The 22,800-nt window shown below is 60.9% G+C and carries 24 protein-coding genes; 13 read left to right on the top strand and 11 right to left on the bottom strand.

The window, feature by feature from the left end; all coding sequences use genetic code 11:
• Positions 1 to 38 precede the first annotated feature (38 nt).
• Together E4P32_RS02745 and E4P32_RS02740 are read right to left on the bottom strand one after the other, a co-directional pair.
• Positions 39 to 1,364: a chloride channel protein gene (locus tag E4P32_RS02745; RefSeq protein WP_116433366.1), complete on the bottom strand. Its 1,326-nt coding sequence runs from the start codon at positions 1,362 to 1,364 to the stop codon at positions 39 to 41.
• Between the two features lie 43 nt (positions 1,365 to 1,407).
• On the bottom strand, positions 1,408 to 2,349 hold the full coding sequence (locus tag E4P32_RS02740; RefSeq protein WP_116433367.1) for a CysB family HTH-type transcriptional regulator: 942 nt from the start codon (positions 2,347 to 2,349) through the stop codon (positions 1,408 to 1,410).
• Positions 2,350 to 2,478: 129 nt separating this feature from the next.
• Here E4P32_RS02740 and E4P32_RS02735 point away from each other — a divergent pair, with 129 nt between their 5' ends.
• The 8 genes from E4P32_RS02735 (at position 2,479) to E4P32_RS02700 (ending at position 9,966) form a co-directional block, all read left to right on the top strand.
• Complete coding sequence (locus E4P32_RS02735) at positions 2,479 to 3,252, top strand: sulfite exporter TauE/SafE family protein (protein WP_116433368.1); 774 nt, start codon at positions 2,479 to 2,481, stop codon at positions 3,250 to 3,252.
• 66 nt (positions 3,253 to 3,318) lie between these two features.
• A complete protein-coding gene (locus tag E4P32_RS02730) occupies positions 3,319 to 5,013 on the top strand; it encodes a nitrite/sulfite reductase (RefSeq protein ID WP_116433369.1) in 1,695 nt (564 codons plus the stop codon).
• Positions 4,985 to 5,542: a DUF934 domain-containing protein gene (locus E4P32_RS02725; RefSeq protein WP_116433370.1), complete on the top strand. Its 558-nt coding sequence runs from the start codon at positions 4,985 to 4,987 to the stop codon at positions 5,540 to 5,542. Before E4P32_RS02730 ends, E4P32_RS02725 begins: the two co-directional genes overlap by 29 nt.
• Before the next feature lie 45 nt (positions 5,543 to 5,587).
• Positions 5,588 to 6,322 (top strand): phosphoadenylyl-sulfate reductase, encoded by a 735-nt coding sequence (locus E4P32_RS02720; RefSeq protein ID WP_116433371.1) that lies wholly within the window; start codon positions 5,588 to 5,590, stop codon positions 6,320 to 6,322.
• Positions 6,323 to 6,441: 119 nt separating this feature from the next.
• A complete protein-coding gene (cysD, locus tag E4P32_RS02715) occupies positions 6,442 to 7,377 on the top strand; it encodes a sulfate adenylyltransferase subunit CysD (RefSeq protein ID WP_116433372.1) in 936 nt (311 codons plus the stop codon).
• Positions 7,377 to 8,714: a GTP-binding protein gene (locus E4P32_RS02710; protein ID WP_116433373.1), complete on the top strand. Its 1,338-nt coding sequence runs from the start codon at positions 7,377 to 7,379 to the stop codon at positions 8,712 to 8,714. The genes cysD and E4P32_RS02710 overlap by 1 nt, the downstream gene beginning before the upstream one ends.
• 57 nt (positions 8,715 to 8,771) lie before the next feature.
• Positions 8,772 to 9,563 (top strand): uroporphyrinogen-III C-methyltransferase, encoded by a 792-nt coding sequence (cobA, locus tag E4P32_RS02705; RefSeq protein ID WP_116433374.1) that lies wholly within the window; start codon positions 8,772 to 8,774, stop codon positions 9,561 to 9,563.
• Between the two features lie 31 nt (positions 9,564 to 9,594).
• Positions 9,595 to 9,966, top strand: a complete 372-nt coding sequence (locus tag E4P32_RS02700) for a tRNA-binding protein (protein ID WP_116433375.1) — start codon at positions 9,595 to 9,597, stop codon at positions 9,964 to 9,966.
• 6 nt (positions 9,967 to 9,972) lie between these two features.
• On the opposite strand, the gene E4P32_RS02695 is transcribed toward E4P32_RS02700, so the two are convergent.
• Genes E4P32_RS02695 through lptF form a run of 3 tightly spaced genes read right to left on the bottom strand, consistent with a single transcriptional unit; the run spans position 9,973 to position 12,610 of the window.
• Positions 9,973 to 10,344 carry a CbiX/SirB N-terminal domain-containing protein gene (locus E4P32_RS02695; RefSeq protein ID WP_116433934.1) on the bottom strand — a complete coding sequence of 124 codons (372 nt, stop codon included), beginning with the start codon at positions 10,342 to 10,344 and terminating at the stop codon, positions 9,973 to 9,975.
• Between the two features lie 5 nt (positions 10,345 to 10,349).
• Positions 10,350 to 11,483: an LPS export ABC transporter permease LptG gene (gene lptG / locus E4P32_RS02690; protein ID WP_116433376.1), complete on the bottom strand. Its 1,134-nt coding sequence runs from the start codon at positions 11,481 to 11,483 to the stop codon at positions 10,350 to 10,352.
• A complete protein-coding gene (lptF, locus tag E4P32_RS02685; protein ID WP_116433377.1) occupies positions 11,483 to 12,610 on the bottom strand; it encodes an LPS export ABC transporter permease LptF in 1,128 nt (375 codons plus the stop codon). Before lptF ends, lptG begins: the two co-directional genes overlap by 1 nt.
• 63 nt (positions 12,611 to 12,673) lie before the next feature.
• On the opposite strand from lptF, the gene E4P32_RS02680 reads away from it, so the two are divergent.
• Positions 12,674 to 14,197 (top strand): leucyl aminopeptidase, encoded by a 1,524-nt coding sequence (locus E4P32_RS02680; RefSeq protein ID WP_116433378.1) that lies wholly within the window; start codon positions 12,674 to 12,676, stop codon positions 14,195 to 14,197.
• Positions 14,198 to 14,276: 79 nt separating this feature from the next.
• Here E4P32_RS02680 and E4P32_RS02675 read toward each other — a convergent pair whose 3' ends face one another.
• Together E4P32_RS02675 and E4P32_RS02670 are read right to left on the bottom strand one after the other, a co-directional pair.
• Entirely contained in the window at positions 14,277 to 14,933 is a 657-nt protein-coding gene (locus E4P32_RS02675; RefSeq protein ID WP_135008701.1) for a hypothetical protein, read from the bottom strand.
• A gap of 23 nt (positions 14,934 to 14,956) precedes the next feature.
• Positions 14,957 to 15,190, bottom strand: coding sequence for a hypothetical protein (locus E4P32_RS02670; protein ID WP_116433380.1), 234 nt, complete (start codon positions 15,188 to 15,190; stop codon positions 14,957 to 14,959).
• Between the two features lie 110 nt (positions 15,191 to 15,300).
• Here E4P32_RS02670 and E4P32_RS02665 point away from each other — a divergent pair, with 110 nt between their 5' ends.
• Complete coding sequence (locus E4P32_RS02665) at positions 15,301 to 15,969, top strand: S24 family peptidase (RefSeq protein WP_233526576.1); 669 nt, start codon at positions 15,301 to 15,303, stop codon at positions 15,967 to 15,969.
• 15 nt (positions 15,970 to 15,984) lie between these two features.
• Here the strand turns inward: E4P32_RS02665 and E4P32_RS02660 are convergent, their stop codons facing one another.
• Positions 15,985 to 17,157, bottom strand: coding sequence for an MFS transporter (locus E4P32_RS02660; RefSeq protein WP_167735714.1), 1,173 nt, complete (start codon positions 17,155 to 17,157; stop codon positions 15,985 to 15,987).
• 185 nt (positions 17,158 to 17,342) lie between these two features.
• On the opposite strand from E4P32_RS02660, the gene E4P32_RS02655 reads away from it, so the two are divergent.
• Together E4P32_RS02655 and E4P32_RS02650 are read left to right on the top strand one after the other, a co-directional pair.
• A complete protein-coding gene (locus E4P32_RS02655; RefSeq protein WP_116433383.1) occupies positions 17,343 to 17,795 on the top strand; it encodes a helix-turn-helix domain-containing protein in 453 nt (150 codons plus the stop codon).
• Positions 17,796 to 17,884: 89 nt separating this feature from the next.
• Positions 17,885 to 18,631, top strand: a complete 747-nt coding sequence (locus E4P32_RS02650; RefSeq protein WP_116433384.1) for a MipA/OmpV family protein — start codon at positions 17,885 to 17,887, stop codon at positions 18,629 to 18,631.
• A gap of 180 nt (positions 18,632 to 18,811) precedes the next feature.
• Here the strand turns inward: E4P32_RS02650 and E4P32_RS02645 are convergent, their stop codons facing one another.
• Positions 18,812 to 19,834 carry a hypothetical protein gene (locus tag E4P32_RS02645; RefSeq protein WP_135008700.1) on the bottom strand — a complete coding sequence of 341 codons (1,023 nt, stop codon included), beginning with the start codon at positions 19,832 to 19,834 and terminating at the stop codon, positions 18,812 to 18,814.
• A 176-nt stretch (positions 19,835 to 20,010) separates the two neighbouring features.
• Between E4P32_RS02645 and xth the strand changes: the two genes are divergently transcribed.
• Entirely contained in the window at positions 20,011 to 20,775 is a 765-nt protein-coding gene (gene xth, locus E4P32_RS02640) for an exodeoxyribonuclease III (protein WP_116433386.1), read from the top strand.
• A 72-nt stretch (positions 20,776 to 20,847) separates the two neighbouring features.
• On the opposite strand, the gene E4P32_RS02635 is transcribed toward xth, so the two are convergent.
• Both E4P32_RS02635 and E4P32_RS02630 read right to left on the bottom strand, forming a co-directional pair.
• A complete protein-coding gene (locus E4P32_RS02635; protein ID WP_116433935.1) occupies positions 20,848 to 22,122 on the bottom strand; it encodes an MFS transporter in 1,275 nt (424 codons plus the stop codon).
• A gap of 267 nt (positions 22,123 to 22,389) precedes the next feature.
• On the bottom strand, positions 22,390 to 22,776 hold the full coding sequence (locus E4P32_RS02630) for a cupin domain-containing protein (protein ID WP_116433387.1): 387 nt from the start codon (positions 22,774 to 22,776) through the stop codon (positions 22,390 to 22,392).
• Positions 22,777 to 22,800: the final 24 nt, after the last annotated feature.

Here is a 22,800-nt window from a genome sequence, read left to right as displayed (position 1 = left end):
AGCTTTTTTTATGACCTGAGCGAATCCGTCTCAACGCGTCACTTGGCGCTGGCGTGTGCGTAGCGCTCCGACAATGCCTCATACAGCGGCGGCGCAAAGAAGCGCGAGACGCGACTGGCCAGCAAGGCTGTCGCCATCAATGAAATCACCAGCGCATGGCCGTTGATCATTTCCATGACAATCACGAAGGCGGTGATCGGCGATTGCGTCACCGCCGCCAGGTAGCCCACCATCGCCAGCGCGATCAGCATCGACAGCGAGGTATGCTCGAACACCATGTGCAGCAGATTGCCGAAGCCGGCGCCGATCGACAGAGACGGTGCAAAGATGCCGCCCGGAATCCCCGGCAGGTAAGACCCCACCATCGAGGCCATCTTGGCCAGCGGATACCACGCTGACAACTGTGTCTGGCCGCTCAGCAAACCCTTGGCTTCGGCATAGCCGCTGCCGAAGGTCATGCCGCCTGCACACAAACCGACGATCGCGACGATCAGACCGCACACGGCGCCGAACACCACCGGACGCTCTGCACGCAAGGCGCGCAGCGGCGCCGGAATCCACTTGTGCGTATTGAGCAACAGCCAGCAAAAGATGCCGCCGGCCACGCCCATCAGGATGCCGCTGACGATGACCGCGACGATCAATTCGCGCGCGCTGTCATTGCCGGCATTGATGGTGCCGAAATAGGTGTAGTTGCCGTTCAGGCCGAGTGCGACGATACCGGCGAAGATGATGGTCGTGATGACGATGCCGCTGGCGCGCTGCTCGAAGCTGCGCGACAGCTCTTCAATCGCGAACACGATGCCGGCCAGCGGCGTATTGAAAGCGGCCGACAAGCCTGCAGCGGCGCCGGCCAGGATCAGGCGTCGTTCCAGGATGGCGCTGGGACGCGGATAGAAGCGACGCATGTTGTACATCAGCGCCGCGCCGACGTGCACCGTCGGTCCCTCGCGGCCGATAGTGAAGCCGCCCAAAATACCCAGAAAAGAGATACCGATCTTGCCGGCCAGGATCTTCAGCGTCAGCAACGCAGGCGCACGGGAGGGACGCGGCGTTCCGCGATCATTCTCCTCCGCCAGCGAGGCAATCACCTGCGGAATCCCGCTGCCCTCGGCGCCCGGGAAGAAACGACGTGTCAGCCACACGCACAAGGCGCTCATGGCCGGCGTCAGGACCAGCGGCAGCCAGATGTGATCGCGCCGCATGGCGCTGAACATTTCGAAGCCGAAATCGATCAGCCAGGCATACATCACCGCCACCAGGCCGACCAGCACCGCGCCCAGCCACAGAATCCCGTATTGCATCCACAGCCGGCGCGCCCGGCGGAGAGTATGGCCATGCAGGCCGGCAAGCATAGACATCATCGCGTTTCAGTTCCCATCGTTGATCCGGCTGCCCGCAGGCAACTCAGAGTTCGTACATGTCCTTCTCGCCTTCCATGACCTGGCCGATCAACTTGCGGTTGAGCGTCGGCGCCAGCAATTCGATGAAGGTATAGACATAGCTGCGCAGATAAGCGCCCTGCTTGAGCGCTACGCGCGAGACATTGGTGCCGAACAGGTGTCCGGCCGGCAGGGAGCGCAGACCGCGATCGCGCTCGGCGTCGAAGGCCATGCCGGCGATGATGCCCACGCCCATGCCCAGCTCGACGTAAGTCTTGATGACGTCGGCGTCGATGGCTTCGAGCACGATGTCCGGTTTCAGGTCGCGTAGCGAGAACGCGTGGTCGATCTTGCTGCGGCCGCTGAAGGCGGCGTCGTAGGTGATCAGCGGATAGCCGGCGATTTCTTCCAGCGACAGGTTCTTCGATTTCAGCAAGGGATGGTCGGGCGGCACCACCACCACGTGCTCCCATTGATAACATGGCAAAGAGACAAGTCCCTCGCCCGAGGCCAGCGCTTCGGTGGCGATGGCGATGTCGGCCTGGTCGTTGCGCACCATCTCGGTAATCTGTTTGGGATTGCCTTGCAGCAATGACAACCTGACCTTGGGGTATTTTTGCGTGAACGCCTGCACCACCTTCGGCAGCGAATAGCGCGCCTGGGTGTGGGTGGTGGCGATAGTGAAGCTTCCGCTGTCGTGGGCGGCGAATTCCTTGCCGATACGCTTGAGGCCGTCGACTTCCTGCATGATCAGCTCGACCGAACGCAATACCGCGCGGCCCGGCTCTGTGAGGCCGCGGATGCGCTTGCCGTGACGGGTGAAGATGTCGACGCCGAGTTCTTCTTCCAGCTCGATGATCGCTTTCGAGACGCCGGGTTGCGAGGTGAACAACGCTTTGGCGGCTTCGGTCAGATTGTAGTTTTGCCTGACCGCTTCCCTGACGAAGCGGAATTGATGCAGATTCATGGCTTGTCCTTCGATATGCTCAGCAAATGAATTTGTATATGCCGAATGTGCATATAAGCAAATAAATAGTATGTAGTTTGGTTTGAAGGCTAAGTTTATTACGATTCGACCTGTTATAGACGAGGTGTTATGACTGTTTCTTATGTAGTCAGCGGATTTGCTGTCGGTGTGCTGGTCGGATTGACCGGTGTCGGCGGTGGCTCGCTGATGACTCCCTTACTGACGCTGCTGTTCGGCATCCACCCCAGCGTGGCGGTCGGCACCGACTTGGCCTTTGCTTCGGCGACGAAGACGGCCGGTACGTTCGCGCACCGTTTCAAGGGCACCGTGCGCTGGGACATCGTACGCCGCCTGTCCTACGGCGCCCTGCCCGCTGCGGTCGTCACCACGCTGCTGTTGAAGCATTTCGGCGCGGTCAGCGACGGCATGAGCCTCGTCATCCGTTATTCCATCGCTATCTCCGTTTTCCTCACGGTGATCGCTTTGCTGTTTAAGAGTAAACTTCAGGCTTGGTTGAATGCCCATCCCGAGCGCCAGTTGCAAGGCCTCGAGCTGTCCCGGGCAACCATCCTGGCAGGCGCCGTGCTTGGTACGCTGGTGACGATCTCTTCGATCGGCGCCGGCGCGGTCGGCGCCACCTTGCTGGTGCTGCTGTATCCGCGTCTGTCGCCTGCTGAAATAGCCGGCACCGACATCGCGTATGCGGTGCCGTTGACGGCGATTGCGGCATTCGGTCACTGGTGGCTGGGTTCGATCGACTGGAACCTGCTCGGCGCGTTGCTGCTGGGTTCGGTGCCGGGCATCACCATCGGCTCCCTCGCCGCGCGTGCGGTGCCGGAGAAATTTTTGCGTGGCCTGCTGGCGATTACGCTGACGAGCGTTGCCTTGAAGCTGATTTGGTAGGCTGTTTTTTTTATCACATGAAGTCTCCATGAAAGACTTCTGCAAGACGTTAACAGGGATGACAAGATGTACCGTTATGACCAATACGATCACCTGATCGTCAAAGAGCGCGTTGCCCAGTACCGTGACCAGGTCCGCCGCCGCCTTTCCGATGAACTGATCGAGGACGAATTCCGCATCCTGCGCCTGCAGAACGGCCTGTACCTGCAACGCCATGCGTACATGCTGCGCATCGCTGTTCCTTACGGTCTGTTGGCATCGCGCCAGGTCCGCATGTTTGCCCACATCGCGCGCAAATACGATCGCGGCTACGGTCACTTCACCACACGCCAGAACATCCAGTTCAACTGGATCAAGCTGGAAGAGTCGCCGGACATCCTGGCTGAACTCGCCACGGTCGAAATGCACGCCATCCAGACTTCCGGCAACTGCATCCGCAACACCACTTCGGACGAACTGGCCGGCGTCGCCGCCGACGAGATCGTCGATCCGCGTCCCTACGCCGAACTGATCCGCGAGTGGAGCACCTTCCACCCCGAGTTCGCCTACCTGCCGCGCAAGTTCAAGATCGCCATCAGCGGTTCCGAGCAGGACCGTGCTGCAACCGCCGTGCATGACATCGGCCTGCACGTGATCAAGAACGAGGCCGGCGAAGTCGGTTTCCGCGTACTGGTCGGCGGCGGCATGGGCCGTACGCCCATCCTCGGCAGCCAGATCCGCGACTTCCTGCCATGGAAGCACGCGATGTCTTACCTGGAAGCGATCCTGCGCGTGTACAACCAGTACGGCCGCCGCGACAACATCTACAAGGCGCGCATCAAGATCCTGGTCAAGGCCATCGGTCCTGAAGAATTCGCACGCCAGGTCGAAGCCGAATGGCAGGACATCAAGGACGGCCCGTCGACGCTGACCGAAGAAGAACTGCAGCGCGTGGCGAACTACTTCACCGAGCCTGCGTATGAAACCCTGCCGGCAACTGATGCCGAATACGAACGCCTGAAGGCCGAAGACAAGGGCTTCGCCAACTGGATCAAGCGCAACGTCAAGGACCACAAGGTGCCCGGCTACGCGGCCGCGATCCTGTCGCTGAAGAAGACCGGCGTACCGCCGGGCGACATCACCGCCGACCAGCTCGACTTCGTGGCCGATCTGTCCGACCGCTACAGCTTCTCGGAACTGCGCGTCACGCACGAGCAGAACCTGGTGCTGGCCGACGTCAAGCAAAGCGAACTGTACGCGCTGTGGAAAGAAGCCAAGGCGCACGGTCTGGCGACGCCGAACATCGGCCTGCTGACTGACATCATCTGCTGCCCCGGCGGCGACTTCTGCTCGCTGGCCAACGCCAAGTCGATCCCGATCGCGCAAGCCATCGCGGAACGCTTTGACAACATCGATTTCCAGCACGACATCGGCGACATCGAACTGAACATCTCGGGTTGCATCAACGCCTGCGGCCACCATCACGTCGGCAACATTGGCATCCTGGGCGTCGACAAGGACGGCGCCGAGTGGTACCAGGTGTCGCTGGGCGGCGCCCAGGGCAACACCTCCAGCATCGGCAAGATCATCGGCCCATCGTTCTCGGCGCATCAGATGCCGACCGTGATCGACCGCCTGCTGCAGGTCTATGTCAAACAACGCATCGAAGACGAACGCTTCATCGACACCGTGCGCCGCGTCGGCGTCACGCCGTTCAAGGACTTCGTCTATGCAACCCCGATCAAAGCTGGTCATGTCACTGGAGAAGACGTCTGTGCCTAATTCCTCCCACATCATCAAAGACAAAGTCGTCATCAGCGATGACTGGACCATCCTGCGCCTGAGCGAAGGTGAAACACCGGAAGGCGTCGCCGTCCCGGAAGGCAAGATCATCGTGCCGCTGAAGGTTTGGCAAGCGCAACGCGGCGCACTGCAAGGCCGCGCGGAACTCGGGGTCTGGTTCGCCAGCGACGAGCGTCCGGAAGCGCTGAAGGACGATCTGGCGCCGTTCAAGGTCATCGCCGTGGACTTCCCCAAGTTCGCCGACGGCCGCGGCTACTCCATCGCCTACAACCTGCGCGCGCGCCTCGGCTACACCGGCGAACTGCGCGCTGTCGGCGACGTGCTGCGCGACCAGTTGTTCTACATGCAGCGCGTCGGCTTCAACGCCTTCGCCGTGCGCGCCGACAAGGACATCAACGATGCATTGAAGGGCCTGACCGATTTTTCGGAAAAGTACCAGACCTCGTGGGATGAGAAGAACCCGCTGTTCCGTCGCGCCAAACGCGAGACGGTTGTCACCCGCGATTAAGAGTAAGTAAGCCTCATCTGAATCAAGGGAAAAGGAAGTAACGCCATGTCCGAACAAGCTTTGCAAGCGCTCATCGAAGCTACCCGCGCCACTCTGGAAAAGATCGCCGCCGACTACACGCCGGCCGTGTTCGCTTCCAGCATGGCGGCGGAGGACATGGTGCTGACCGACCTCATCCTGCGCGGCAAGCTGCAGGACAAGATCGGCATCTTCACATTGGAAACCGGCCGCCTGCACAAGGAAACTCTGGGCATGCTCGACCGCATCAGGGAAACCTACGATTACGACGTCACGCCGTATCGCCCGGAACCTGCCGCCGTCGAACAGTATGTCAGCCAGAACGGCCTCAATGCCTTCTACGACAGCGTCGAGATGCGCAAGGAATGCTGCCGCATCCGCAAGATCGAGCCGCTCAACCGTGCGCTGGCCGGCAACAAATCCTGGATCACCGGCCAACGCCGCGCGCAGTCGGTCACGCGCGCTGCGCTCGACGTGCAGGAAGACGATCCGGCGCACGGCATGGCCAAGTTCAATCCGCTGGCCGACTGGTCGGAAGAAGACGTCTGGCAATACATCCGCGACCACAAGGTGCCGTACAACCCGCTGCACGACCAGGGCTATCCCTCGATCGGCTGCGAGCCTTGTACCCGCGCCATCGAGCCAGGCGAAGATGTGCGCGCCGGCCGCTGGTGGTGGGAAAACCCCGACTCCAAGGAGTGCGGCCTGCACGTGGTGGACGGCAAGCTGATCCGCATCAAGTCGCAGACCGCGCCGGCCTGATTTTTCCACGACAAACAACATGTCGATGCGCGGCGTTGCCGGCATCGCCGTACTCGATATTCCGATATTCCGATATTCCGATATCCGTTTTACATCCGACTTGAACCAAAGGTCATCGTATGAACACAGCAGTTGAACAACTCTTCCTGGACAACGCCAGCAACCGTCACCTCGACTGGCTGGAATCCGAAGCCATCCACATCATGCGCGAGGTCGCGGCCGAGTGCAGCAACCCTGCCCTGCTGTTCTCGGGCGGCAAGGATTCCGTGGTGCTGCTGCGCATCGCCGAGAAGGCCTTCCGTCCGGGCAAGTTCCCGTTCCCGCTGGTGCACATCGATACCGGCCACAATTTCCCGGAAGTGATTTCCTTCCGCGACCAGCGCGCCGCCGAACTCGGTGAAAAGCTGGTGGTGCGTTCAGTCGAAGACTCGATCAAGCGCGGTACCGTGCGCCTGCGCAATCCGCTGACCGATTCGCGCAATGCGGCGCAAGCCGTGACGCTGCTGGAAACCATCGCCGAATTTCAGTTCGATGCCTGTATCGGCGGCGCCCGTCGCGACGAAGAAAAGGCGCGCGCCAAGGAACGCATCTTTTCCTTCCGCGACGAGTTCGGCCAATGGAATCCGAAAGCGCAACGCCCTGAACTCTGGGACCTGTACAACACCCGCGTGCATCCGGGCGAAAACATGCGCGTGTTCCCGATCTCGAACTGGACCGAACTCGACGTCTGGCAATACATCGCCCGTGAAAAACTGGCGCTGCCACCGATCTACTTTGCGCATGAGCGCCAGGTTATCCCGCGCAACGGCCTGTTGGTGCCGCTGACCGATCTGACTCCGGCCAAGGAAGGCGAAACCGTCGAGAACCGCGTGGTGCGCTTCCGCACCGTGGGTGACATTTCGTGCACCTGCCCGGTGGCCTCCGATGCGGCTTCCGTGGAAGCCATCATTGCCGAAACCGCCGTCACCCAGATTACCGAACGCGGCGCGACGCGCATGGACGACCAGACCTCCGAAGCGTCGATGGAAAAACGTAAAAAAGAAGGATATTTCTGATGAATGCCGCTGTTGCCGAAAAAGATTTGAACACGAATTCCGACGCCAACGCGCACGAACGCGGCCTGCTGCGCTTCATCACCGCCGGTTCGGTGGATGACGGCAAGAGCACGCTGATCGGCCGCCTGCTGTTCGACAGCAAGGGCATCTTCGCCGACCAGCTCGCGTCCATCTCGCGCGCCAAGCACAAGCGCACCGTGGGCGACACCATCGACCTGTCCTTGCTGACCGATGGCCTCGAAGCCGAGCGCGAGCAAGGCATCACCATCGACGTGGCGTATCGTTACTTCGCCACGCCGAAACGCAAGTTCATCATAGCCGACACCCCGGGCCACGAGCAGTACACGCGCAACATGGTGACCGGCGCTTCGACGGCGGACGCCGTGATCATTCTGATCGACGTGTCCAAGGTCAAGCTGAACGACGACGGCAGCGTTGAGCTGCTGACGCAGACCAAGCGTCACTCGACCATTGCCCACCTGCTGCAAATCCAGCACGTCGTGGTCGCGGTCAACAAGATGGACCTGGTCAACTACGACCAGACCGTGTACGACCGCATCGTCGGCGCGTACCAAGAATTTGCGGCGCAACTGGGCCTCAAGGATGTGCGTCCGATTCCGCTGTCGGCGCTGGCCGGCGACAACGTCGTGACCGCGAGCGAAAAGTTGTCCTGGTACAAGGGTCCGACGCTGATTGAACTGCTGGAGTCGCTGTCGGTGTACGAAGATGCGCACGAAGAACCGTTCCGCTTCCCGGTACAACTGGTGGCGCGCCACAACGGCCACGAAGCCAACGACTTCCGCGGCTACATGGGCCGTATCGAAGCCGGCAAGGTGAGCAAGGGCGACAAGCTGCTGGTGCAGCCGAGCGGCCAGAGCGCGACCGTCAAGGACATCCTGACGCTGGACGGCTCGCTGCAATCGGCCGCGGCCGGCCAGTCGGTGACGATCCTGCTGGACGAGTACCTGGATATTTCACGTGGCGACATGCTGGCTTCCGCCGAGCAGGCGCCGACGCAACTCAAGACCGTCAACGCCGACCTGTGCTGGCTGTCCGAAGATGCGCTTGATCCGCGTCGCAAATACTGGCTCAAGCACACCACAAAACAAGTGGCGGCGCGCGTGACCAAAGTCGATACTTTGCTCGACATCAACACGCAGCAACGCCATCCGGCCGAGTCGCTCAAGCTCAATGACATCGCCCGCGTGTCCATCAATGTGCAGCAGCCGATTGCTGCGGACAGCTACGACGCCATCCGCGCCACGGGCGCCTTCATCCTGATTGATGAAGTCACCCACCAGACCGTTGCCGCTGGCATGATCCGCCTGGATGCCTGATAATCGCTGCTGTGCCGTTTCACCCGCTCAGGCGGGCTGAAACGCGCAGCAGCCGGTATGTGCCGGGCTGCGATTCTTATCTTTTTCAGCATGAGCTCAGCCCCAGCCAAACCAGCCAACTTGCCAACGCCTCCTGTTTCCATAAAACCCATCGGCAAGGTCTATCTGATCGGCGCCGGTCCCGGCGCGGCCGATCTGATCACCGTGCGCGGGGCGCGTCTTCTCGCCCAGGCGGATGTCGTCTTGCACGATGCGCTGGTCACGGAAGAAATGCTCGAGCTGTGCCCGCAGGCCGTGAAAATCTCTGTCGGCAAACGCAGCGGCCAGCGCTCCACCGCCCAGCAAGTCATCAATGAACGCCTGATCGAATGCGCGCATCAATACCGTCTTGTCGTGCGCCTGAAAGGCGGCGACCCGATGCTGTTCGGCCGCGCCGATGAAGAATTGCGCGCGCTCGACAGCCACGACATTCCTTACGAAATCGTCCCCGGCATCACTGCGGCGCTGGCCGCTGCATCGTCGGCGCAGCGACCGCTGACCAAGCGCGGCGTCGCGCGCAGCGTGTCGCTGTTCACCTCCAGTACCGCGCCCGACGAGCCCAGCGAATTCATCATGCCCAACGGCGACACCCTGGTGCAGTACATGGGCGGCCGTGAAGCCGCCGCGACGGCGCAACGCCTGCTGTCGCTCGGCTATGCCCGCACCACACCGGTGGTGGTGGTGGAAAATTGCAGCCGCGACAACGAACGCATCCTCGATCTGGAACTGGGCACGCTGGAGCAGGGACTGGCCCAGTGCAGCGGCCCGGTGCTCGTCATGATCGGCGAGGCGCTGGCCGGCCGCGACTGATCATCGCCTGTCTATTTTTTGAGCACACCCCATGCACTTGCTACACGATCCCAGCGCCCCCGCGGCGGCCCCGATCACATTTGACGACTTCCTCAAGGTGGATATCCGCATCGGCACGATCATCTCGGCCGAAGCCTACCCGGAAGCCCGCAAACCGGCTTACAAGCTGAAAATCGACTTCGGGCCGACCATCGGCATCAAGCAGAGCAGCGCGCAGATCACGGCGCTCTATCAGTTGGAAGAATTGGTGGGGAAACAGGTGGCGGCGGTGGTCAACTTTCCTCCGCGCCAGATCGGCAAATTCATGTCGGAAGTATTGACGCTGGGATTCCCTGATGCACAGGGAGAAGTGGTCTTGTTCGCGCCGGATCGCGCCACGCCGAACGGCGGACGCTTGTTCTGAGCGGCGTTATTTAGCAGAACTGCTGATGCAGTACTGCGCCAGCGCCTGCAGCACACCATCGTCTTCACCGGCCGCTGCGGCCACTTGGAAACTCACGCCGGGATGATCCTGGCGCAACTGTTCGATCAGTACCGGCAAATCGCGCCGGACATGCCCGCCCTGCCCCAAAAATACAGGCACGATCGTCACCTGCTGCGCGCCGTCGGCGATCTGCTGCGCCGCCAGTTGCGGCAAGTCCGGCGTCATCAATTCCAGGAAAGCCAATTCCACCGCCACATCCGGCAGGTTCGCCTGCGTCAGTGCGCGCAAACGCTTGAACGGCTCGGCCCAGTTGGGATCGCGCGCGCCATGCGCAAACAGGATCAGTGATTTCTTCATCATGGTCAGCGCCGCTCAACCCAGCGCAGGGCCACGATCGCCATCAACATGAACAGCGTGCTCGGCAGCGCCGCAGTGACCAGCGCCGGCCAGGTATTGAGCAGGCCCAGGTGCGAGAACAGATTATTGATTAACTGGAAGCTGACGCCGATCATGATGCCGGTGAAGATCTTCAGGCTGACGCCGCCGGTACGGAAATGCAGGTAGGCGAACGGCAACGCCAGCCCCATCATCACGAAGATCGACAGCGGATAGACGATCTTTTTCCAGAACGCGATTTCATAGCGCTCGGTGCGCTGATTATTGGCTTCCAGATGCTTGGTGTAGGCGCGCAAATCGTAGGCCGACATGCGATCCGGATCGGCGAACAGCACCGACAGGATTTCCGGTGTGACTTCGGAGACGAAATTGACGGTCTTGACCTTCTCGGTGGTAATCGGCGCAGTGATCGAACTGACCTTCTCATCAACGATGAAGGTGGTCTTCTGTACGTCGGACAGTTGCCAGGTGTGGTCACCTTGATAATCGCCGCGCGCCGCGACGATCAGATCGGACAGGTGGAAGTCCTTGTCCAGCTCATAAATCTTCACGCCTTCCAGGCGGCCATCGGTCTGGATACGTTGGATATTGAGGAAGCGCGTGCCGATCACGTCGCCTTCCAGGCCCTTGCTCTTGATCACGTCCTTGGCCCACAGGCCGGAACGGAACTGCTGCGACAGCGACGAACCCTGCGCCTGCAACTTGATCTTCTCGCCCAGCTCGGTGGCCTTGGGCGCCACCAGTTCGCCGAACAGGATGGTGACGATGGCGAAGCCAAGGCCGATCTTGGCCAGCGCCTTGGCGGTCATGCGCGTCGACATGCTGGACACGCGCATGATGGTGAATTCGGAACTTGCGGCGAACTGCGCCAGCGCGTAAATGGTGCCGATCAGCACCGCGATAGGCATCAGCTCATAGACGTTGCCGGGCAAACCCATGATCACGTAGAGCACGGCGTTCTGCAGTTGATAGCCATTGCGACCAACCGCTTCCAACTGCCCCATCATTTCAAAAAACGCAAACAGCGCGAGGAAGGCTGCCAGCGCGAATGCGACCGAACGGACGATCTCGGTGGTGATGTAACGTTGCAGGACTCTCATCAGGCTTGCCGTTTCAAGAAAAGCGCACGCCGTACGCGAGACCACATGACTGCGGGGTGATAGTGGCTGTTGACCTTCAGCCGCAGGAAGAACAGGCCGACCACCAGCAAGGCCACCACCAGATGCACCGGCCACCAGGCCAGCAGGAACGAGGTGCGGTTCTGGATCACGGACGATTGCATCACGCTGACAGTATTGCTGTACACGACGAACAGCAGCAATGCGACCAGCAAGCCCATTGAGCGGCCTACGCGCGGATTGACGAAGGACAGCGGGATCGCCAGCAGCATCAGGGTCGAAGCCATCAGCGGCAACGCCATGCGCCACAGCAGCTCACCGCGGGTGAACTGGGTGTCCTGCGCCAGCAAGTCCCAGGTCTGCAGCGCGCGCGCCGACTTGTCGCCGGCGGCGGCCTGCGACTGCCCGCCCACCAGCAAGCCGTAGCGTTCGAATTCGACCATCTGGAAATCGGGTTGGGTAGGCATGCCGTCGTACCGGCGGCCCTTGGTCATGACGACGAATTTTTCGCCGTCCTTGTCGACTTCCATTTCGCCTTCCTTGGCGACCACGATGCTGTTCTTGCCGTCGCGGAAGGTGTTGACGAAGACGTTCTTGACCTTGTTGGCGTCGCCGGAAATGCCTTCGACGAAGAAGATGCGGTTGGCAGTAGCGGATTCCTGGAACTTGCCCGGGGAGACGCGAGCGATGTCTTCGCGCTTTTCAAAGCGCTCGCGGAATTGCGCGCTTTGCTGATTGGCCCAGGGGGTGGCGACGAAACTCAATACCGCGGTGAGCAGGATGATGGGCCAGCCGAAGCGCAGCACCGGCCTGATCCAGCGCGTCAGGCTCAGTCCCGAGGCGAACCACACCACCATTTCGGAATCCTGGTAGCTGCGCGTCACCACCAGCAATACGGAAATGAAGCCGGTCAGGATCAGGATCACCGGCATGTAATTCAGCGCCTGGAAACCGATCAGCGCGAGCACGTCCTGCGAGCTCACCTGTCCACCCGCAGCCTGACCGAGGATCTTGATCAGCATCACGGTGAGGGTGATTGTAAATAGCGTTGTGAACACTGCGCCGGCGGTGCTCATCAATTCGCGTCGAAGAGCGCGCTCAAAAATCATTCGGGGCTTATAATCGCAGAGGTAGATTGATGCAAACAGAAACTAGCAAACTAAGGACAAGCGATGGACTTTAGCATAAAAACATTGGACGCAAAAACCTCTGTCAACACCGCCAAGACCGGCGTGCTCGTCGTTGGCGTTTTTGAAAACCGCAAACTGACACAAGCTGCGCAAGCTCTGGACAAATCGGGCGCGATCAGCGATGCGCTGAAATCCGGCGACATCACCGGCAAGCCCGGCTCCACCCTGCTGCTGCGCGGCCTGGCCGGCGTCGCCGCCGAACGCGTGCTGCTGGTCGGCCTGGGTGCTGACGAAGAGATCATCGACAAGAGTTTCTCCTCCGCAACACAAGGCGCCGTGCGCGCACTGACCACCGTCGGCGCCGCCGATGCACTGGTGGCGCTGCCGCTGGACCAGATCAAGGGTCGCGACGCCGCCTGGGCCATCCGCGCGCTGGTGCTGGCTGCCCGTGACAACAATTACCGCTCTGACGTCCTGAAGAGCAAAAAAGATCCCGCACCGACCGGCGTCAAGAAGATCGCCGTCGCGGTCTCCACCGCCGCCACTGCCGCCGCCAAAACCGGCCTGGCCGAAGCGGTTGCGCTGGCCAACGGCATGGAACTGAGCAAGGACCTGGCCAACCTGCCGGGCAACGTCTGCACCCCGACCTACCTCGCCAACAGCGCCAAGAAACTGGCCAAGGAATACAAGCTCGGCGTCGAAGTGCTGGACCGCAAACAACTCGAAGCGCTCAAGATGGGCAGCTTCCTGTCGGTCACCAACGGCAGCGACGAACCACCGAAATTCATCGTGCTCAAGCATCTCGGCGGCAAATCCAAGGATGCGCCTATTGTGCTGGTCGGCAAGGGCATCACCTTCGACACCGGCGGCATCTCGCTCAAGCCCGGCGCCGGCATGGATGAAATGAAATACGACATGTGCGGCGCCGCTTCGGTGCTGGGCACCTTCCGCGCCATCGCCGAGCTGCAATTGAAGCTCAACGTCATCGGCGTCATCCCGACCTGCGAAAACATGCCGTCGGGCCGTGCCACCAAGCCGGGCGACATCGTCACCTCGATGTCGGGCCAGACCATCGAAGTGCTCAACACCGACGCCGAAGGCCGCCTGATCCTGTGCGACGCGCTGACTTACGTCGAACGCTTCAAGCCTGCAGCCGTGGTCGATATCGCAACACTGACCGGCGCCTGCGTGGTGGCCTTGGGGCATCACAATACCGGCCTGTTCACGCGTGAAGACGATGCCCATGACCAGCTCGCCAACGACCTGCTGGCGGCCGGCAAATCCAGCGGCGACACCGCATGGCGCATGCCGGTGCAGGACGTCTATCAGGAACAGCTCAAGTCGAACTTCGCCGACATCGCGAACATCGGCGGTCAGCCTGGAGGCAGCGTGACGGCGGCGTGCTTCCTTGAACGCTTCACCAAGAAGTACACCTGGGCGCATCTGGACATCGCCGGCACTGCATGGCGCGGCGGCGCGACCAAGGGCGCCAGCGGCCGTCCGGTGCCGCTGCTGACGACCTTCCTGCTGAATGAAGCGAAGAAGTCGCAAAAAGCGCGCGCGTAAGTTGCTCGTGTAAGTTCGCACGCTCCGCAATCAAGCCGTCATCCGCAAGATGACGGCTTTTTTTATTGGGGTATCGCTTTCATCGCGGCAGCAGCAAGGATGTCTGCGGGAGGATGGCGCGACGCCGGCGCAGCCAGGCCTGCAACAGCGTCGCCAGTAGCAATGCAGGCAGCGCGGCAAACAGCATGTTCAACTGATCGCCGTGGCTCCGGATATTAACCGGGCGCGCCAGGTGATACAGGCAATTGATGAAGTCGCCGACGGCGTTGAGCAGCGCCGTGCTGGCGACGTCCGCGATCGTTGCGGCGATGAAGAACAACAGGTGCGCCACGATTGCCAGCAGCGCAATCACGATGCAGTCCGACAACGACAATGGCGCTGCCCGGCCACCGCCCACCACGCGTCCAATCCTGCGCAGGGCAGCCCAAAGCGCTGTCAGCGCCAGATACGACGGACCGCACAGAATCCCTGTCGCGGCCATCGTCTGCCAGATGCTGCCGCGGTCCTTGAGCATGAGGTGATCGAGCACCAGAATGAATGCGGTCAGCCCGGCGCCCATCGTCCACCAGCGGCGCCGGCGATGCTGCCAATACAACATCGCCGGCAGCACCGCGAACAGCACCGCCATCAGTGAAAACTGCGCAAGGTTCTCAACCTGGGCGTCTGTCCCAGAAAAATGCGGCAACGTGAGAAAACCGCCGGGTGTCCGGCACAGGGATGTTTTGAACGGTGGCATGGGTATCCAGGTAGTCGGAGGGCTCAATCGTTTATGTCGCCCAACTCGGGCCACAGCTTGGCCCAGTCGTCGGGAAACAGGTCTTTGCGGGTGATCACTCCCTGCGACGCGCGTTCGAGACAAACGGCAATCAGCGGTGAACACGGGCGATTGCCGTAGCCGATCTGGCGCAAATAGTCGAACGAGGTCTCACAGTACGCAGCAAGCACGGCGCGCCTGTCCATCGGCACGGAATTGAGATATTCGATCAATGTCATAACGACAATTTAGCATCTGCTACAGACAAGTCAAGCAAAGGCTAATTTACCAAATGCTAAATTTGCGTTCAAATGCAGGCATGGACATGCATGAACATCGACGGAAACGTTTGCTTGCGTTGATCGCGGATCGCTATAACGGCGACCGCCGACAGATTTGCGACGCCAGCGGCATGAGCGAGTCGCGCCTGGCGCAATTGCTTTCGTCCAGCTACCGGCACGGCCAGGGCTTCGGCGAGAAGGCGGCCCGCGCCCTGGAAGACCGCCTGCATCTGGCCCCCCTCTATTTCGATCAGTTCGCCGTCAGCGAGATGGCGACGCCCTATGTGGTTCGCCAGACGCCAAAAACGGACGCCGAAGATACCCTCTCGGTTCGCCAGGTCGTATTGGCTCTGACAGCAGGCTCGGCGCGCACGTCCATGCAGGAGATCGCGCCGGCGCTGTGTCTTTGGAAATTTCCGAAGAGCTGGCTCAAGGCCCACGGCCTGCACGCCGACAAGTTGTTCGCCGTCGCGGTAACCGGCGCCGGCATGGCGCCGCGCCTGCACGACGGCGACGTAGTAGTGGTCAACAGCAGCGACACCGCGTTGCAGGATGGCGCGGTATATCTGGTCAACTACCGCGGCGAGGCCATCATCAAACGCCTGGCGCTGGACCTCGGGCGCTGGTTCATGACCTCCGACAACAACGCCGGAAAACGTTATCCCCGTCTCGAATTCGAGCAGCCCGACTGCATCCTGCTGGGACGCGTCATCGTACTCGCCAGCGAACGGATCTGATTCTACCGGCCGGGTTCAGGCGTGCGGCATGTGCCGCAAGCTCCAGCTCCAGAACAGCAAGCCGAGCACGCTGACGCCTGCACCCAACAAGCACACGCCGATCCATCCCCAGGCAGAAAATGTCGCGGTCGACAGCACCGCACCGGCACCGCTGCCGACCGCATAAAAAATCATGTAGCAAGCCACCAGCCGGCTGTGGGCCGTAGCGCTCGCGCGAAAGATCATGCTCTGATTGGTGACATGGATCGCCTGTGCCGCCAGGTCCAGCAACAGCACGCCCGCAGCGAGCGCCCACAGGCTCCACGACAGCAACGACAGCGGCAGCCAGGCCGCCGCCAGCAACGCCAGCGCCACGCCGCTGGTCCACTGCCCCCGTCCGCGATCGGCCCAGCTTCCGGCCTTGGCCGCGCCCAGCGTGCCGACCACACCGATCAGGCCGAAGGCGCCGATCGCCGCATGCGACAGCGAATACGGCGGCGCACGCAATGGCAGCACCAGCGCGCTCCAGAAGATGTTCAGCACGGCGAACATCAGCATCGCGATCACGCCGCGAATTTGCAGCACGCGGTCATGCAGCATCAGCGTCGCCATCGACGCCAGCAGTTGTCCATACGATAAGCGAACGGTATCGTTTGATACACCGTCGCGCGGCAGGCGGCCATGCAACAGCGCCAGCATCAGCAGCGCCAGCACGGCCGACACCGCGTACACCATGCGCCAGCCGGCGACATCCGCGATCAGTCCCGCCAAGGTGCGCGCCAGCAGCAGACCGATCACCACGCCCGCCTGCGCCGTGCCGACCACACGGCCGCGCTCGTGCGGCGCCGCCAGCGCCGCCGCATAGGAAATCAGCCCCTGCGTCATGGCCGTGCCGAGCATGCCCACGGCCAGCATGCCGAGCAGCAGCCAGGCCGGCGACGACGCCAGCCCGACCGCGACCAGCGCGACGAACAGCAGCAGCAACTGCGCCAGCGTCAGGCGACGGCGGTCCAGCAAATCGCCGAGCGGCACCACCAGCACCAAGGCCAGCGCTGAACCGAGCTGGGTTGCCGTCACCACCACGCCGACCGCCGCCTGGCTGAAGCCGAACTCTGCCGCCAGCGCATCCAGCAAGGGCTGGGCGTAATACACGTTGGCGACGCTGACGCCGCAGGCCATCGCAAACAACAACACCATGGCGCGCGGCATCACCGCGGAGGCTCGCTCCGGGCCAGCCTCTTCGAATCGGCACGCATCTGCCCCGCCATCGTTTTGCGCCATTGTTCCGCTCCTTTTCAACTTTTACATGTGGTTTCAAATTAAAACCAGTTGAAGTGTAGGCGAGCGAGTTTTAAAATGCAACCATCAGACATGCACGAGGAAGCGGCAATACGATGGCCAAGCGGAAAAGTCTCATGAGCGATCCCTGCCCGGTAGCAAGGTCGATTGACGTGGTCGGCGACCGCTGGGCGCTGCTGATCATTCGCGACGCCTTCGACGGCATGCGCCGCTTCGGCGAGTTCCAGAAGAGCCTGGGTGTAGCCAAGAACATCCTGTCGGCGCGGCTGCGCGACCTGGTCGACGCCGGCATCCTCGACGTCGCCCCGGCCTCCGATGGCAGCGCGTATCAGGAATACATCCTCACCGCCAAGGGCAAGGAATTGTTCACGGTGGTGCTGGGCCTGCGTCAATGGGGCGAAGGCCATCTGTTCAAGAAGGGCGAACGCATCGCGCCGATGGTCGACCGCGACAGCGGCAAGCCGATACCGAAAATCGCTTTACACACTTGTGAAGGCAAACCGCTGAAGCCGGAAAACGCCTTCGTCAAAAGAAAGGCCAGGGCTTGATGCCACGGCCACTATTCGTGCAAGATGCGTCTTTAACGCGGCTGACAGAGCCGGCGACATCATCCCAATTTCACCCATCGAAAGCCAACATGAACAAAACCCTGCTGTGCGCCCTGCTCCTGTCGTTCGCCGGCCACGCCTCTGCCCAGCAAGCTGCGGAAGCCGACTTCCCCGACCACCTGCGCGGCGACATCGGCCCGGGCGTGTTCCGTCTGGAACGCAACATCCTCGGCAAGAGCGACGTCACCCAGGTGCTGCCGTACGCCTACTTCGACTACGGCCGCTTCTTCGCGCGCCTGGATACCTTCGGCGTCAAGACCGTGAAATTCGGCGCCGGCTATCTGGAACTGGCGGCGCGCGTCAACTTTGACCACATGGACGCCGAGCGCGGCCTGAACCGCCGCTCCAACTCGGTGCCGATCGGCATCGGCACGCTGCAGGAAACCCGCTTCGGCGCGTTCTTCCTGAACGCCTTCTACGACGTCAACAAGTCGCACGGCACGCTGCTGGAAGCCGTTTACGCCGCGCAATTCGATCTCGGCCGCGCCAGCTTCTACCCGCAGATCGGCATTGAGCGCCGCAGCAGCTCCTACAACAACTACTTCTACGGCGTTACCGGCCAGGAATCGTCCGCCAGCGGTTTCCGTGAATACCATGCCGGCGCTTCGACCACGCCGATGCTGGGCTTGACCATCGAAATGCCGGTGGCCGAGAACTGGGTCGCCAACGTCACCTTCCGCCGCAAATGGCTGGGCAACGGCATCGCCAACAGCCCGATCGTCAACCACAGCACCGAGAACATGGGGCTGGTGGCGATCAACTATCACTTCAAGTAATCCCGGTTTCAGAGGTGCCAGGCCATGCGGACGATGGCGGCATTGCCGGTGGCGATAACGATGCGCTGGTCCGCGACGGCATTAGCGGCGCGGTTGCTGGAAGCGTTTACGAATTCCGCAAGTCGGCTGGTAGCCCAGGGCCGCGTCAAATGGAGTGCGCCGGCGTCGCCCTGATGAAGGCTACTTCACCGCTTCAATCGGCTGATCTTTCTGTATCCCGGGCGATAGCGTTTTAGGATCCTGCCCGCGTGCGCAGAGGCCGGCAACCGGGAAGGACACGTGCGACAGGCTATGGCCATCCGGCCCACGTCCTTTCGCCTCAATGACTTCAACCCGATGACCGGCCACCGCCAGCTTGTCGGCGAAACGGTTCTGCAAAAAGAACACGGTGTTGCGGTCCTCGGGATTGGCGATCAGGTAAAACACGCGCTGCGGATCGGCCACGACGCCGTCCACGTGATCGATGACTTCATAGGCGTCGCAATAATTCGTGACGTCGCAACCGGGCCGTGGGCGCATGTAGTTTTTGGCGCGCTTGATTTCCGCCAGCTCACTGACCGCATACACGCCTGACGACGCCGCCACGCACATCACGTCGGTACGGCCCAGCGACAGCAACGCGGCCGCGGTATACGCGCCGCCGGACTGCCCCGCCAGCACCACCTTTTGCAAACCATAGCGCGCCTTGATCGCATCCACGGCGGCGTTGAGTGAATACGATTCCTTGAGGCGTCTGCGCTGTGTGTGATCGCCTGATGAACCGTACACGCCGGGCCGCCCGATCAGTATGTACGGCACTCCGAACTTGCGGTAGTACGACTGCACGCCGTCGAGCAGCTTTTGCGGTGTGATTTTCCCGTAGTTGCCCAGCGGCGCCGAACCTGCCAGATGATCGCCGTGGAAATACATGACGGCGACATTCGGTTTTTCTTCGTCCGACAAGCCGCCTGAGGGGTAATAGCGGATGCACTCCGTCCCAAGTTGGTGTACGACCCAGACCGAATTTGTCTGGCGCTCGCAGATTTCTTTCGTGGAACTGGTGCCGTATTGCAGATCGCGTTCAGAAAATGGTGGGAGATTCTCCCCTGCCGGCTCCTGCGCCGCAGCGAGCTGGCTGGCGCCTATTCCGACCAGCAGTACGGCCAGCGGCAAAAAATACCGTCGCCTGCCGAATGAACCGGCCGTTACGTGGAAGCTTCCCATTGCGTTTCCCCGGATGTTGTTATGCCGGCTATTTTAGCGGGAGTAAATCGCCGCGGATCGAATGCGGTAATATTCCACACCGCAACCAAAGCACCGATGATTTCAGCCTCTGCTGCACAACCGAAACGTAGCAGACAAGCAAGAAACAGCTTCACCCACAAGGATTCGCAAACGCAATGAAGATCGCCACCTGGAACGTCAATTCCCTCAAAGTCCGCCTGCCCCAGGTATTGCAATGGCTGGGCGACAATCCGGTCGACGTGCTGTGCCTGCAGGAAACCAAGCTCACCGACGACAAATTCCCGCAGGCTGAAATCAACGCCGCCGGTTACGAAGTCGTCTTCAGCGGACAGAAAACCTACAACGGCGTGGCGATCCTGTCGCGCCATCCGATCACCGACGTGGTCAAGAACAATCCGCTGTTCGAAGATGAACAGCAACGCATCATCGCCGCCACCATCGAAGGTGTGCGCTACGTCTGCGCCTACATCCCCAACGGCCAGGCGCCCGACTCGGAGAAATACCAGTACAAGCTGAAGTGGCTGGCGGCCCTGCATGAATGGCTCGCGCAAGAACAGCAGCAGCATGAAAAACTGGCGCTGCTGGGCGACTACAACATTGCGCCGGCAGACCGCGACGTCCATGACCCGGCCGCCTGGGTCGGCCAGAACCTGGTGTCGGAACCGGAACGCGCCGCCTTCTTCCATCTGGAGAAAATGGGCTTCACCGACGCCTTCCGCAAGTTCGAGCAGCCGGACAAGCTGTTCAGCTGGTGGGATTACCGCCAGATGGGATTCCGCCTCAACAAGGGCATGCGCATCGACCATATCCTGCTGACCGCGCCCTTGGCGGCGCAATGCACGGCGTGCGTCATCGACAAGGTGCCGCGTAAGTGGGAGCAGCCGTCGGATCATGCGCCCGTGGTGGCGACGCTCGGTTGAGGTCGTACTATCCACACGTGAAAAAGCCCGCTTCGCGGGCTTTTTCATTTCGAGTGCAGATTGCCTTGACACTCACGCATACCGCGGCGTCAGACCGCGTTCATGGCGGCGTATGCAGTACATGACGACGAGCGTGAACAATCCGCCGAACGCCATGCATACAGCCAGGAACAACATGGGTGCAATCGTGCTGCCGGTGCTTTCACGAATCATCGGCACAACATTCTGGGCAATGAAGCCCCCAAGGTTTCCGATCGAGTTAATCGCCGCAATACCTGCAGCGGCGCTTGCACCGGTGAGAAACCTGCCAGGCAGCGTCCAAAAGCACGGCAGGACGGTGAAGCTGCAGGCGGCGGCAAGGCAGAGCATGGCGAACTTCACGAAGGAATTGTCGAAGTACACGCTACCGACCAGGCAGCAAGCGCCAAACAACGCCGGCAACAGAATGTTCTTGACCGGATCTTCCGTGCGTCCCGGCTTGCGCGGCACCCACCATAAGACCAGGGTCACCAGCAACCACGGAATCGTATTGATGAAACCATTGAGCGTATTACCGACGCCAAAGCTCTTCACGATGGTCGGCAGCCAATAGCTCAGGCCGTAGGACGACAACGGGAAAAAGATGAGAAAGAACGCCAGCAGCAGGACACGATAGTCCAGCAGCGTCTTGAAGGGATTGCCATGCCCTTCCTCGCCGGTTCGCTCCAGCGCCAGTCTTTCCCGCGTCAGAACTTCCTGCAGCCAGTTGCGCTCTTCAGGATCGAGGAAGCGCGCCTGTGCAGGAGAAGCCGGCAACCGGAAAAACACAACGAACGCCAACAGCACCGCCGGCAATCCGGTAAAGATGAAGGTCAGCTGCCACCCGCGCATACCGAACAGGCCATCCAGATCCAGCAGCGCCCCGCCGATGGGAGCACCAATCATGTTGGCGATGCTGCTGCCGATCAGGAAGTAACCGATCATGCGGCTGCGATGTTGCCGCGGAAACCATAGCGTCAGGTAGTACAGCACGCCCGGGTAAAAACCGGCCTCGGTTGCGCCAAGCAAGAATCGCAGGACGTAAAACATCGTCGCATTCTGCGTGTAAGCCAGCGCCAATGTCACCAGTCCCCACGAGAACATGATGCGGGCAAACCAGACACGCGCGCCGACCTTGTGCAGGATGATGTTACTGGGTACTTCAAACAGCAGGTAACCGACGAAAAACAGCGAAGCGCCCAAACCATACGACGCTTCACTCAGCCCCAGGCTGGAGACCATTTGCAGCTTGGCGTAGCTGACGTTCTGGCGATCAATGTAGGCGACCAGATATAACAGGCCCAGAAACGGCATCAGTTTCCAGGCCATTTTGTCGATCAGTTTTTGCTCGTCGATGGCAATGTGCACGGATATCTCCTTCGTTGTCGATTGTTCGGATCACGCTGGTCCGATCAATCGAAAAATATCATGACACATTGCCTTTTAAACAACTTCCATGCACCCAGCGAGCCGCATTGCGCAATCTGTTTCGATATGCAGATATTTTACGAATTGCCTCCCGACAGAATGCTGAAAAACCAGGTCACCGATGCGATCGCAGCCCGACCTTCGCGTCGGCATACCGGTTGTATCGCGTCATATCCAGACGTCGTTCGGTTGCGTCTTGTCGCTCTCGGCGTCGCCGGTATTGACCACCCCGCGCGGCTCGACCAGCAGAATGCTGGCTTCCTCTTCGGCATACGGCTTGTGCTCGACGCCCTTGGGAATCACGAACATCTCGCCGGCTTTCAAATGCACCGCGCCGTCGCGGAAGTCGATGCGCAATGCGCCGTCGACCACGATGAAGACTTCATCGGTGTCGGCGTGGTCGTGCCAGATGAAATCGCCCTTCACCTTGGCCAGTTTGAACTGGTAGTCGTTCATCTCGGCGATGACGTGTTGTGACCAGTGCTCGCTGAACAGCGAAAGCTTGTCGGTAAAATTGATGGCGCGGTATTCGCGCAGATGGATGGCGGCTGACATGCTGGCTCCGTAGGTAAGTAACGG

It is taken from the genome of Herbaspirillum sp. 3R11 (assembly GCF_004563925.1).
GTDB lineage: Bacteria > Pseudomonadota > Gammaproteobacteria > Burkholderiales > Burkholderiaceae_D > Herbaspirillum.
Note: the sequence above shows the minus strand (reverse complement) of the source record. Positions and strands in the feature narration are given on the sequence as shown.